Below are 12,908 nucleotides of genomic sequence, written 5' to 3'. Positions count from 1 at the left end.
AACAAAATTAATTTAAAGCTTAAAATTTCCAATGGAGCCCAGGAGTGGGCCTTAGGACTTTTGTCCAGCTTGGACTCAGGCGACAGTCTGACACCAAAATTGTAAATGGTAGGGGGCGAGGGACTTGAACCCCCGATCCGCCGGTTATGAGCCGGCTGCTTTAACCAACTAAGCTAGCCCCCCATCGAGACAGATTAGTTCCCTCAAAACTACCAAAAATCAGATATTTAGCAACACCTTCCGGCATGCAACACGAGCCCCCGCCACATGAGAAAAACTCGAATTGAATTAGCTACCTAGGCCATTTTGGCTCCATTTTACTTGGCACAAATTGTGGAGTAGTGTCCATCGTCTAAAACGCTTGGTAACTTTTTATACCTTATTTTGAAGGAGCCACAGAAATGAAGAAACAAGCTTTACTCGGAACTCTGATCGCAGCCACTGTTTTGCAATCAGCATCACCAGCATTCGCCGGCAAAGAAGAAGTCGGTAATATCATCGGTGGTGTTATCGGTGGAGTTATCGGCAGCCAAATCGGCGGCGGTAACGGTAAAACAGCTGCCACGATCATCGGTGCTATCGCAGGTTCAATGATCGGCGGTAACGTTGGTCGTGATCTTGACGATGCAGATCGCCGCGCGTTGGGCGATGCTCAAAGAAGCTGTCTTGAAAATCAAATCGGTCAAAGCGTTAACTGGGATGGTGGCCGTTATGGTTCCCGCACCGGCGCACGCGGAAGCTTCACATCTACTCGTGAAGGGTACAACTACCGCACTGGCGAATACTGCCGTGAATACCAAAGCGTGATCTATGCAGGTGGCCGCCAAGAAAGCACCTCTGGCGTAGCTTGCTCACGCCAAGATGGTTCTTGGTATGAAACTCGTCGTGAAGAAGTTCGTTACGATCAAGCCGGTCTTGATCAATACCGTCCACCAAGATACCCAGGTCCAGGTCATGGTCCAGGCCGCCCAGGCCCAGGTTATCCAGGTCGTCCGGGCCCAGGACCGGGTCGCCCAGGTCCAGGCTACCCACCTCCATACCCAGGTCGTCCAACTCCTCCGCCTCCACCTCCTGGATACGGTCAGTACACTGGCTCAGCGCAAATCAACCAAATCACTCGTCAGGGTGGTGGTCGTTGGTACCGCATTCAGTTGCAACAACCGATGTCTCTGACAAACGTAGAACTTCGTGTATTGCGTGCGAACGTTCAATTGCATGAAGCTGCTTTGGTCACTGACTACGGTCAACGTATGCCAATCTACGAATTGTCTAACACTCCAGTTCTAGGTCAGAACGCGACAGTGGGTGCTTACGTCAATCGTAACGATCGCATCTCTGCTATCGATATCCGTGCAGAGTCTTACGGTGCATTCGCCGACGTTGTTGTCAACGTGACTTCACGTGAAGGCTACCCGCAACTTTTCGTGACTCAGTTCTAAGAGCTAGTAAACAAGCTTTTCAAAAGCCGGTAGCCAAAAGCTATCGGCTTTTTTTTTGACTCGCGCCCTGGTCTAATAAAAAATAAAAACATGCAAAGAAACTGGATACTAATTCGTGGATTAGTCAGAGGAGTGGGCCACTGGGTCGACCTACCTCAAACGCTGCAAAAGGCCTTCCCTAACGATCACTTTGAATTCATCGAGATCCCCGGCAACGGCACTCTCTATAACGAGAAAAGCCCTACTGACATGGATACGATGGTGGAGGAACTCCGCCGCCAGAGCAAATTTATCCAGCAAGGTGAAAAGGTTCATATCTTTGCAATTTCTCTTGGCGCGATGATCGCAACGGCATGGGCGGACAAATACCCTGCCGAAGTTCAGCAGTTGGTACTTATTAATTCTAGCTCTGCAAAGTATTCTAAGTTCTACGAGCGCTTACGCCCGGGCAATTACTTAAAAATGCTCGGCCTCGCTGTAGGTTACAAAACTCGTTATAAAACTGAAGACATGGAGCGCGAGATCCTCAATATGACCGCGAACTCGTCCGAGCGCCGCGAATTTGCTCTGCCGTATTGGACAAAAGAGTCTGAGGACCATCCGGTTCATCCAGCAAATTTTGTTAAGCAACTCGTTGCGGCTGGTAATTATAGTTTCCCGTCAGAGCCGCCGGTACCAGTAATCCTTTTTGCCTCTGAAAATGATCATTTTGTGAATGTGTCTTGCTCAAAAAATCTAGCTAAAGCTTGGGGCTGCCCGATTCATTTTCATCCATGGGCAGGACATGATTTACCGTTAGACGACCCTCAATGGGTCGTTCAGCAGTTACAACAAATATAGGCTATGTGATAAGGACCAGAGATCTAACCCTGAAGTTCGGCAAGGAGATCCCAGCCGAACTTCTCGATCTTAGATTCGCCGATACCATAGATATCTTCTAGGTCTGTAATATTCTGCGGGTTCTTTAACGCCAATTGCTTCAAAGTCTGATCACTGAACACCACGAAGGCTGGAACATCGAGCTCTTGAGCTTTCGCTTTTCTCCAGCGACGGAGATTCTCAAAACGTTGCTCTTGAATATCATCAAGTTCAACTTCCTCAGCACCCGATTTCGATTTGCGTGATTTCGGTTTCACGAGTTTAGTCACAACAGGTTTCGCTGGTTTCTGCACACGACGCTCAGATTTTGGATCACAGCTATCGCAGTGACCACAGCTCTCAATACGCTGAGAATCCTTATAGTAAGTCAGAATCTCTGCATGCCGACACTCACCGCCTTCGGAGTAATTCACTAAAGCTTCTAAATTTCTCCAGCGCGCACTTTTGATCGCTTTCGGCGCATCCGAATTATCAATGAAGTAGGACTGAAGCCCTTTATCTTTCTTCGCATAAAGCATCAAGCATGTAGAATGTTTACCATCACGACCCGCACGGCCCATTTCCTGATAAAGAGAATCGATATTCGCCGGCATTTGGAAGTGCACCACAAGACGCACATCCGGCTGGTCAATCCCCATCCCGAAAGCATTGGTTGCAACAAGGATTCGCAAATCCCCGCGTGCATAAGCCTCTTGTGTTTCAGTGCGCTCTTCGGTCGCAAGCCCTGCGTGATAAAAACCAACCTGATCAAACGTACGTGACAATGCGCCTGAAAGCTCTTCAGTCACCCGGCGAGTGCCGCAATAAACGATGATTCTGCCTGTTGGCGTCTGGCGAATTGCTTGCATCAACATCAAGAGTTTTGCGTCTTCATCCCCGCACTGTTCAACCTGATAGTAAAGATTATTACGATAGAATCCATGAACCATACGTTCTGGATTCACCAGACCCAAGTTTTTAGAAACATCGGCAAGCACCGTCGGAGTCGCCGACGCCGTCAAAGCCAGAATAGGCACATCCGGGCGAAGTGTTTTCAGAACTTTCAGCTGACCGTACTCTTCACGGAAGTCATGACCCCATTGAGAAACGCAATGGGCTTCATCGACCGCAAAGAGAGCAATCTGACGGCCTTGAATCCACTTCTGAAACCCTTCTTTCTGAACACGCTCAGGAGAAAGATAAAGCAGAAAAGCGCCGCCCTTATTGATTTCAGCAAAGATCGCCCGCTTTTCTAAATCAGACTGACCGGAGTGCAAGCAACCGGCGGCAATCCCTTGGCGCTGCAGATTCATCACTTGATCTTTCATCAAAGCAATCAGCGGAGAAATCACCACCACAAGCTGTTGAGTATAGACCGCCGGGAACTGATAGCAGAGGGACTTTCCCCCGCCCGTCGGCAATACTGCCATGACATCTTTTTTCGCCAAAATTGCAGAAATGATCTCGCGTTGCCCGCCACGGAAAGAAGGCAGCAGAAACGATTGTTGGAGAAGATGTTCAAATGGCACAGAAGTGGCGGATTGCATAGACACTACTTTCGTTGAAAGCCTTTATCAGAGCAACAACAATGCCCGAGTCATAACGAATTTCTTCTGTTTACCCGTCCGATTCCGGAATTAATGCCCTTATTTCGGACAATAAAAAAGGGAGACCGAAGTCTCCCTTAATAGTTTCCTATTTGATCTAAAATCAAATTAGAAAGTCATACGAACGCCAAGGTTCGCAACTGTTTCAGTGTAAGCTTTATCTTTATCGCCATTAGATTGAGTAACATCTTGGTGCATTTCCATGCCCAAACCCAAAACGCCTGTGAACATGTCGTTGAAGTCGAAAGTACCGTATGCCAAAAGGCCTGTGAAACTTGCAACTTTCGAAGTTGAATCAGAGCCAGAGACTTTCGTCGTAACATCGCTTACTGTGTTGTAAGAAAGCTCGGCGCCGACAAAACCCATACCCCAGTTGTACTCGACGAATGGAGCCAGTTTCAAAACATTGCCACCGGTAACTTTAATGTCTGTAGTGCTATCTACGCTGCGCTCAAATGCCATTACATAGGACAAATCAGCACCGTAGTTCAGAGCACCACTGCTCATCAAAAGACCGCCATTCACTTTCAAAGACATGCCACCAGTAGAACGGTTGTCTACGAAGTTGCCAGTCGTGTCCGTCTTGATTTTCGCAGTGTTGATACCCAAGTCAGCACCATAGTGCCACATATCTGTGAAACCTTTGTAGAACAAGTGAAGATCGCCCATACCATTTGCAGTATGAGAGTTAGCTCCTTTAGTTTGCTTATTAGAGCCAAAGAAAAGCTCTGCACCAAGAGCGTTGTTATCATTTAAACCATAAGCATAGTTCAAATAGATGTCGCTCATTTCGCTTTTGTCATCGCTCTCAACGCCGCTAGTTTCTGTTTTACCTGGTGAAATATCCATTTTGTAAGTTGCCGTGACTGCGTTTACACCAGCAGATGGTTGGTAGTAGTACTCAGTAGTAGATTTGCCTGCTGCAAGTGCAGAAACAGAAGCAAGAGTGATCGTTGCAAGTGCAAGAAGTTTCATGATGTATCCTCCTAAGTGATAGCGGTGAAACTATGTTGATGCGGAAATCGTATGCCCGCGTTTAAGAGACGACAATATCTTCTGCGCGAGGACAAACGCGAACTAGACTTTGTGTTAAAATAAAAAAGGGAAGGTGTTTCCACCTTCCCTGCACAAAGTAAAAATACTTTTATTACTTTACTACCCGTCGATGAATGCCTTCAGCTTATTGCTGCGGCTTGGGTGACGAAGCTTGCGCAACGCCTTCGCCTCGATCTGACGAATACGCTCACGGGTTACGTTGAAGTCTTGACCTACTTCTTCCAAAGTATGGTCAGATTCTTCACCGATACCGAAACGCATACGCAATACTTTCTCTTCACGCGGAGTGAGAGTAGAAAGCACACGGCGAGTTTGTTCAGCCAAGTTCAAGTTCACGATGGCTTCAGCTGGATTGATAACCTTTTTATCTTCGATAAAGTCCCCGAGATGAGAATCTTCTTCTTCACCCACTGGAGTTTCCAAAGAGATAGGCTCTTTCGCAATTTTGAGAACCTTGCGAACTTTATCCACCGGCATATCCATTTTCTCTGCGATCTCTTCAGGGATTGGCTCACGGCCAAGCTCTTGAACGAGATAACGAGAAGTACGAACAAGTTTATTGATCGTTTCGATCATGTGAACAGGGATACGAATCGTACGCGCCTGATCGGCAATCGCACGAGTGATCGCCTGACGGATCCACCAAGTCGCATAAGTTGAGAACTTGTAACCACGACGGTATTCGAACTTATCAACGGCTTTCATCAAACCGATGTTACCTTCTTGGATCAAATCCAAGAATTGAAGACCGCGGTTTGTGTACTTCTTAGCGATAGAAACCACGAGACGCAAGTTTGCTTCAACGAGTTCAGATTTCGCCAAGTCAGCCTCACGCTCACCTTTCCAGATAGCTGTGTAAGTGTCTTGGATCCAACGGAAGTTCATCTCAGTTTCGCTGTCCAAACGTTGCAAGCGGCGTTGAGCCTCTTGAGCTTGAAGAGCATATGAACGGAACTTGTTGTAGTTCAAACCGGTCTCACGAGTCATCTTCGTGAGTTCTTTTTCGTTACCATCGATGAGCTTCAAACGCTCAACGAGTGTTGGCACGTCTTTAGAGAATGTTCTCTCCGTACCATCTTTGATACGACGGCGAAGAGTCGACATACGGCCCACCAAGTTTTTAAACTTGATCACGATGCGGTTGATTGTCTTACGGTTGAAGTTAATGGACTCGAAACTTGCCATCAACTTGTCGTTCACTTTCAACAACTCATCCATCGCCGCTTTACGAGCTGGTGTGTTGGTTTCTTCTTTACGAAGGATGTCGAAATATTTTTTCACAGACTCGTGGTAAGCAGTCACTGTACCGATGAGCTCATGAATTTTATCGATGTATTCCTTTTCGTCGTATTGAGTTTCTTCGTCTTCCAGACCGCGGAAGATCGATTTAACTTTGATACGGCCTTCATCCAAGCGCTTACCGAGCTGGATGATTTCGTAGGTACCCAAAGGTGACAAGAGGATCGCCTTAACGATCTCACGCTCCCCTTTTTCGATACGACGGGCGATCTCAACCTCACCCTCACGAGTGAGAAGGGATACGCTACCCATTTTGCGCAAATACAAACGAACAGGGTCGTTGCCCTTAACGTCTTCGCTCTCGGCGATTTCGTCTTCGTCTGCTTCTTCATCTTCTTTATCTGGATCAGCAAGGAAAGAGCCTTCGCCCTCTTCCTTAGCTGTTTCAACCAGCTCAGTGATAACAACACCGCTGGCTTCGAGACCTTGCATGAAGGAATCAAGTACGGAAGGCGCAATGATCTCTGGCGGAAGAAGATCATTGATCTCTTCGATTGTCAGAGTGCCTTTCTCTTTCGCGAGCTTGATAAACTTCTGGATCTCTTCTTTGATCAAAGCTTCTTGCTCTGCCACTGCGAGAACTTTTACCGGTTCTTTCACATTGGCATTCGGAGTGTTTGATTTCATTGATACCCCATTCTTCTATTCACGTGCTTTAAAAACTAAAATTTAAAAATCGATTTTGGCTGTACGTCCGACAAGTACTTCAGACTAATTTTTATTCAAAGAGTGTCGGTTTCTTTGAATGTTCATAATCTGTTCCAGCTTCTCGGCGCTTGGATCTGCTTTCAGATCTCTTGCTAATTTTTTCGCCTGCTCTTTCAAGCTGTTGTCGCGAACTCTTTTAAACACATCTCTTAAAAGTTTTCGTTCACTGTCCTCGTCAAATGACTCGTTGGCATTTTCATTCACGAAAAGCACTTCAGGATGATCCACAAATGATACGAGAAGACTGGTCAATTTATCAAATTTATTAGGATCTTGTCTATAGACATCGGTCGCTTTCTTCAAGATCTCAATGACTGCCGGATGCGAGAGAGTTTCACTCACGTTTTCCTTCAAAAATGCATCGAAGTTGGCACGACTTTTGAGTACAAGTCCCATGAGCAAAATTTCCGGTTTAGGCGCACCCTTCAGAATAAATCTCGGAGTATTTGGCACAGTTTTTGGCTCAGAAGAAGATGTTGGCGCCTCTGAAGCTGCCGAATTTCCTCTCACGGATGCCATTGAGCTGTTTGTTGCATACGCTGTGCCACCTTGCGGAGCCGGTCTTTGCGAGTTGACGGAATTTTCACGTCGAATATTTTGCGCCTCGGCTGCAAGTTTTCCACTGGTTTTAAACAAAGCTTCCTTCAACCAAGTCGATGGCACACTCATACGACGGGCCGCTTCCTGAAGGTAAAGATCCTGTAATCGCGAATCAGGAATGGTCTCGAGGACGGGTTTCAACTGATCGCAAAGCTTCACCTTTTGCGAAGCCTCACCACGATAGTCTTCCATCCAACGCTGCAAAATTAAAACAAACAAGTCTGGAGCTTTCGCCATGAGGTCACGGAGAGCATCCGCACCCTTTGCTTTCACAAAGTCATCGGGATCCATTCCGTCCGGCAACGTAAGGCCTTTCGGATGGACATCGGCCGAAAGTAGGATCGGAAGACTCCGTTCTGCAGCCTCTTGCCCGGCGGAATCGCCGTCAAACAAGACCACCACATTCTTAGTCATGCGCTTTAAAAGTTTTCCATGGTCCGGCGTCAAAGCCGTCCCCATGGTCGCCGCCGCATTACGAATGCCTGCCTGATACAAGGAAACCAAGTCCATATATCCTTCGACAATGATGGCTTGGTCTTCGGTTCGTATATAGCGCGCAGTTTGCGCCAATCCGTAAAGAATTTTCCCCTTAACGAATACAGGCGTCTCTGGCGAATTCAAATATTTGGGTTCACCCTGTTCAATGATACGTCCGCCGAACGCGACGGGCTCGCCCATCGGGTTCAGAATCGGGAACATCAAGCGGTCACGGAAGATATCAAAGTAGCCGGTTTTCCCACCCGAGCGGGCTTTGGCCAGACGAGCTTCCTCGACCAAATCCATCGGCACTTTTTTAGACTCTAAATATTTAACCAATCCATCCCAGTCCGGTGTCGCATAGCCGATCTGGAAAGCATCGAGGACCTCTTGCGAGAGCCCGCGCTTCGCGATGTACTTCTTCACCGGATGGTCGGCGTTCACGCGTTTCAGCTGCTCGCCGAAATAATAGTTCGCCAGCTGGTTCACGCGATTGAGGAGCTTCTTACGCTCTTTCGCGCGATCAAACTGCTCATCATTGCCAGAGTTTTTCTCAGGCATCGGAATTCCTGCGCGGTTCGCAAGATACTCGATAGCCTCAGGAAAGCTCATGCCCTGATAGTTTTGAAGGAACGTAAAGATGTTGCCTTTTTTATGACAACCGAAGCAGTGATACACCTGCTTGGTTTCGGATACAGAAAAGCTCGGCGTCTTTTCTTGATGGTCCGGAAAAGGACAGCGGCCCATAAGGCCGCTTCCCGTAGGTTTCAACTGTGTGTACTGAGAGATGATGTCGACGAGATTACTAGAATCACGGACCTTCTCAATAAACTCTGGAGAAAATTTCATGCAACTCCGCTCGTCAATTAAGCGCCTCATTGAGGCGACTCAAAATTAAGTAAGTTTAGACTTAATAACTTCGCTGACTGTTTTGTTGTCGGCAGTACCGGCTGTGCGAGCAATGACTTCCTTCATAACAGGACCCATGTCTTTCACAGTTTTCGCACCGAGAGCTGCAATCACTTCCGTGACAACCTTCTCGATTTGATCTCTGCCCATTTGAGCTGGCAGATAGCCCTCAAGTACTTTCAATTCAGCGGCTTCTTGATCTGCAAGATCTTGGCGGCCACCGTTTTGGTATTGCTCAATCGATTCTTTTCTTTGCTTCACCAACTTTTTGATCACGCCCATGACTTCGTCAGAGTTGATCGGGTTGGGGCGAAGTTCAATCTCACGGTTTTTCACCGCAGCTTGAAGGAATCGCAAAGTGTTGAGTTTAAGTTGATCTTTACTTTTCATGGCCTCCTTCACGTCGGCCATGATCTGATCTCTGATTTCCATTAGAAACCTCCGCTAGGCTTAGTCGTTGCCCCAGCCTTTTCTAGATTTCTTCATCGCGCGTTTACGAGCAGCCATTGATTTCTTTTTCAAGCGAACGCTTGGCTTTTCGAAATGCTCACGTTTTTTAACTTCAGAAAGAATGCCCGCTTTTTCGCAAGATTTTTTAAATCTGCGGAATGCTGATTCAAAGCTTTCTCCGTCTTTGATTTTCGTCATTGACACTGAAAATCACCTGCCTCTCACGCGTGTCGGAAATGCTCCCGCGTTGCGGGAGTTTTGAAAGAGTAAGTCTATAACAAACCGACCCCTAGATGACAAACGCTAAAGCCCCGCGGAGCTTAGATTTTGCGCACGCAGCACTGCGCCATTGACAGGGGTTCGAGGAGTCACTAATCTCGGATCCTGTGATTTCAACTTATCTTGTTGATATTACTTATGTTTTAACATCTTGAAAGGTGTTCATGGAAGCTTTTATGACTCCCGCGATTTGGGTTTCGTTCTTTACCCTCTTCGCCCTCGAGTTGGTCCTCGGTATTGATAACATTATCTTTATTTCAATTTTAGCCGGAAAACTCCCGAAGGAGCAGCAGAACAAGGCTCGCGTCATGGGTCTTTCCCTCGCGGTCATTACCCGTCTGATTCTGCTGATGTCCCTGTCTTGGATCATTACTTTGACCGAACCGATATTCAACTTTTTCGGCCAAGGGATCTCGGGGCGCGATCTGATTTTGATTTTGGGAGGTCTGTTCCTCATTGGCAAAAGCACGTTGGAAATTTCCCACAAGCTTGAAGGCGAAGAAGGCAGCCAGTCCAATCAAGTGGCGCATTCCTTTCATGCGGTGATCATTCAGATTCTTTTGCTCGACATCGTATTTTCTTTGGATTCAGTGATTACTGCCGTCGGTATGGTGACCCAGCTTTCCGTCATGGTGGCAGCGGTTTTGGCGTCCACCGCGGTGATGCTCTTCTCAGCGAAAAGCATTAGCGACTTTGTTGATCGTCATCCGTCGTTGAAGATTTTGGCTTTGAGCTTCTTGTTGATGATCGGTTTGACTTTGATTGTAGAAGGCTTTGATCAACACGTACCAAAAGGTTACATTTACTTTGCGATGGCCTTCTCCGTTTTCGTAGAGCTTTTGAATATCAAAATGCGTTCTAAGAAAAAGATCGAGCCCGTAAAACTGCGCGAGCGTATTGCTGAGGATCACGTTGAAGCAAAAAAATCTTGATGAAAAATGGATGCGACATGCCCTGAAACTCGCTCACAAAGCGGGTTCCGAGGGCGAAGTCCCTGTTGGCGCCCTGCTTGTCGGGCCCGATGGCGTGAGCGTGCTTGCGCAGTCCTATAATCATCGCGAAACATGGCAAAGTCCTTTGGCCCATGCGGAAGCGATTGTGCTTCACACTGCCGCTAAGAAAACTCAGAACTGGCGCCTCGAAGATTGCACATTGTACGTGACACTTGAGCCGTGCTTGATGTGCGCAGGGGCTTTGTTGCAGTCTCGCGTGAAGCGCGTGGTGTACGGAGCAAAAGATCCGCGCGGTGGCGCAGTTGAAACTTTGTATTCTACTTTTGACGACAAACGTTTGAATCATCAGATTGAATTTACCTCTGGCGTGCTCGAACAAGAATGCGGAGAGCTTCTGCAGGATTTTTTCAAATCCCGCCGTGACGAGCACAAACACGAACGTGACAGCAAAAATTATCGCTATCGATCCAGTGTGGTCATTGTTCACAAAAATAAAATTCTTGGTTTTCATGCGATTGATCCACACAACAAAAAGAAATATTTCTTTCTGCCCGGTGGCCAAATCGAAAATGACGAGACCGCCGCAGAAGCCGCTGTCCGAGAGACTTTCGAAGAAACTGGCTACAAAATTCGTATTCTGCCAGATCTAGAACTTCGTCGTCGTTACGACTTTGATTGGAATGGAAAAATCAATCCTTGCGACACTGTTTTCCTTGTTGGCGTGCTTGATGAAGCTTGGCACGAACCTCGTCCGGTCAAAGATGCCGATTACAACAAGGGTGCCGAGTGGATTCCCGCCTCACAGGCTTCGAAAGTATTCGGCTATCACGCCGATGTCTTATGGGGCGTCAACTGGGGCCTTAAAAAACATCAGCGCGTGCAATCTCAGAAATCTTAACGGCTGAACACAACCAATGGCTTTAATGACTTCTCTACTAGTTGAGTAAAGGCACTCTGCTGAGCGTCTGTCGCCAGGGGTTTCTCTGAGCAGCAAGCAATCTGCAATTGAGGCGTGCTAACGGTTTCATTTCCTTCAAAGACCGCATCGAGAACTAAGCAGCCAGCCGGCAGCTCGCCACCTTCTTGAGATCTCTCAGTATTTGAAATCTTGTACTTACTTTTAGCAGGAATTGTAATGGCCTTGGGTCCGTCTTTTATAATCGCGCGAAACTCACAAAGGCCCGGTGCTGCTTTCTTCGCCGCGGCCATAGACATCTTTTTCATATCCCAATACTGATAATAATAAGAGTGCGTGCCTTTTTTAGGATCGCCGTCTGCTGAAAGCTCCAATTTTTTTACGGCCGTCATCATCGAACCGTTGCCAACGTTGGTCTGAGATTTTTCCGCAGCAAATGCTGATAAATTCATGAAAGCGATCGCTACAGCGACGAAAATATTCTTCATTTTTCCTCCAAAGCTATTGTTCATTGAGGTCTTGCAATCTCGCAAGTCTAGTTCCCAAGCCTTGGAACACTAAAAACAAAAAAGCCAGGTTCATCACCGGGCTTTTCTTTATTTCTCGCTCTTCGATTTTATATTTTCTTTTTTAAGGTTTTTAAAATCGCTTTGGCTCATTTCAACAGAGATGAGCTCTCCAGCCATGACTTTATTTTGATACATTTTCTTCGGAATATCGATTTTTTGGCTGCCGCTTTCGATAATAATGGTTTCATTATCAAATCCAGTCACATAACCTTCGACAGAAATTTTACTTCCTGTCGCAGCAAAGGCCAAAGCACTCAGAAAATTCACAATAAGAAGAACAAAAATCTTTTTCATCTATTCCCCTTGAAGCTATCGGGATTTCCCGTCGTGATCGTACCAAATGGATTTTTTGATTCTGATTTTTGTGGCGATGAAGGTTTTGAAGAAGAACCTTGCTGATCACAGTCTCGTTCTATAGGACGGTCTGGCATAGGGCGAATTCGCGCTATGTCAGAATCACGAATTGATGGGTCAGCAATACATGCGGATCCCGAAGGGCAGCGCCCCGAAGAACCCGGTCGGCAATAAGCTCGTACAGACACCAAAGAATATGTAGATGGATTCGACAATGCGTACTGCTCACAACGGACCCTTTGAATACAAACCGGATCGCTATTCAGCAAACCGCGGCTCTCGTTCGTCGTATTGCAATTGCGCGTTCCGTAGCCAATCATATCGGCACGAGCCGCGAAGGACACCAAAACCAAAACTATGGATAAAGCGAATTTCACCACTGCCTCCCTTATTTATAGTTTCGAGAGAGGTTATGAAATCTGCAAGTCCGGCTC

At 46.9% G+C, this 12,908-nt stretch carries 13 protein-coding genes and 1 tRNA gene; 4 read left to right on the top strand and 10 right to left on the bottom strand.

The genetic code is table 11. The features are described from left to right. Window positions 1-106: 106 nt before the first annotated feature. Window positions 107-183 (bottom strand) — tRNA-Met (locus JSU04_03190). Between the two features lie 218 nt (window positions 184-401). Between JSU04_03190 and JSU04_03185 the strand changes: the two genes are divergently transcribed. Together JSU04_03185 and JSU04_03180 are read left to right on the top strand one after the other, a co-directional pair. Continuing rightward, entirely contained in the window at window positions 402-1,439 is a 1,038-nt protein-coding gene (locus JSU04_03185) for a beta-sandwich domain-containing protein (protein ID MBS1969279.1), read from the top strand. A gap of 132 nt (window positions 1,440-1,571) precedes the next feature. Beyond that, window positions 1,572-2,279: an alpha/beta hydrolase gene (locus JSU04_03180; GenBank protein ID MBS1969278.1), complete on the top strand. Its 708-nt coding sequence runs from the start codon at window positions 1,572-1,574 to the stop codon at window positions 2,277-2,279. 23 nt (window positions 2,280-2,302) lie between these two features. Here the strand turns inward: JSU04_03180 and JSU04_03175 are convergent, their stop codons facing one another. The 6 genes from JSU04_03175 to JSU04_03150 all read right to left on the bottom strand — a co-directional run bounded on the left by JSU04_03175 (window position 2,303) and on the right by JSU04_03150 (window position 9,607). After that, window positions 2,303-3,844 carry an ATP-dependent DNA helicase RecQ gene (locus JSU04_03175; protein ID MBS1969277.1) on the bottom strand — a complete coding sequence of 514 codons (1,542 nt, stop codon included), beginning with the start codon at window positions 3,842-3,844 and terminating at the stop codon, window positions 2,303-2,305. 168 nt (window positions 3,845-4,012) lie between these two features. Next, a complete protein-coding gene (locus JSU04_03170; GenBank protein ID MBS1969276.1) occupies window positions 4,013-4,879 on the bottom strand; it encodes a hypothetical protein in 867 nt (288 codons plus the stop codon). Between the two features lie 180 nt (window positions 4,880-5,059). Continuing rightward, window positions 5,060-6,886, bottom strand: coding sequence for an RNA polymerase sigma factor RpoD (gene rpoD, locus JSU04_03165; protein ID MBS1969275.1), 1,827 nt, complete (start codon window positions 6,884-6,886; stop codon window positions 5,060-5,062). An 84-nt stretch (window positions 6,887-6,970) separates the two neighbouring features. Next, a complete protein-coding gene (locus JSU04_03160; protein ID MBS1969274.1) occupies window positions 6,971-8,893 on the bottom strand; it encodes a DNA primase in 1,923 nt (640 codons plus the stop codon). 45 nt (window positions 8,894-8,938) lie between these two features. Continuing rightward, entirely contained in the window at window positions 8,939-9,385 is a 447-nt protein-coding gene (locus JSU04_03155) for a GatB/YqeY domain-containing protein (GenBank protein MBS1969273.1), read from the bottom strand. A gap of 18 nt (window positions 9,386-9,403) precedes the next feature. Then, the gene (locus JSU04_03150; protein MBS1969272.1) at window positions 9,404-9,607 is read right to left on the bottom strand and encodes a 30S ribosomal protein S21; all 204 of its coding nucleotides are present in this window, start codon (window positions 9,605-9,607) and stop codon (window positions 9,404-9,406) included. A gap of 239 nt (window positions 9,608-9,846) precedes the next feature. Here JSU04_03150 and JSU04_03145 point away from each other — a divergent pair, with 239 nt between their 5' ends. Further along, window positions 9,847-10,614 (top strand): TerC family protein, encoded by a 768-nt coding sequence (locus JSU04_03145; protein ID MBS1969271.1) that lies wholly within the window; start codon window positions 9,847-9,849, stop codon window positions 10,612-10,614. A 10-nt stretch (window positions 10,615-10,624) separates the two neighbouring features. Further along, entirely contained in the window at window positions 10,625-11,533 is a 909-nt protein-coding gene (locus JSU04_03140) for an NUDIX domain-containing protein (protein MBS1969270.1), read from the top strand. Here JSU04_03140 and JSU04_03135 read toward each other — a convergent pair. The 3 genes from JSU04_03135 to JSU04_03125 all read right to left on the bottom strand — a co-directional run bounded on the left by JSU04_03135 (window position 11,530) and on the right by JSU04_03125 (window position 12,851). Then, complete coding sequence (locus JSU04_03135) at window positions 11,530-12,039, bottom strand: hypothetical protein (protein MBS1969269.1); 510 nt, start codon at window positions 12,037-12,039, stop codon at window positions 11,530-11,532. The two genes, JSU04_03140 and JSU04_03135, sit on opposite strands and share 4 nt — an antisense overlap. Before the next feature lie 108 nt (window positions 12,040-12,147). Beyond that, window positions 12,148-12,414 carry a hypothetical protein gene (locus JSU04_03130; protein ID MBS1969268.1) on the bottom strand — a complete coding sequence of 89 codons (267 nt, stop codon included), beginning with the start codon at window positions 12,412-12,414 and terminating at the stop codon, window positions 12,148-12,150. Next, complete coding sequence (locus JSU04_03125) at window positions 12,411-12,851, bottom strand: hypothetical protein (protein MBS1969267.1); 441 nt, start codon at window positions 12,849-12,851, stop codon at window positions 12,411-12,413. The genes JSU04_03130 and JSU04_03125 overlap by 4 nt, the downstream gene beginning before the upstream one ends. Window positions 12,852-12,908: the final 57 nt, after the last annotated feature.

This window comes from Bdellovibrionales bacterium, assembly GCA_018266295.1.
Classification (GTDB): domain Bacteria; phylum Bdellovibrionota; class Bdellovibrionia; order Bdellovibrionales; family Bdellovibrionaceae; genus JACMRP01.
Note: the sequence above shows the minus strand (reverse complement) of the source record. Positions and strands in the feature narration are given on the sequence as shown.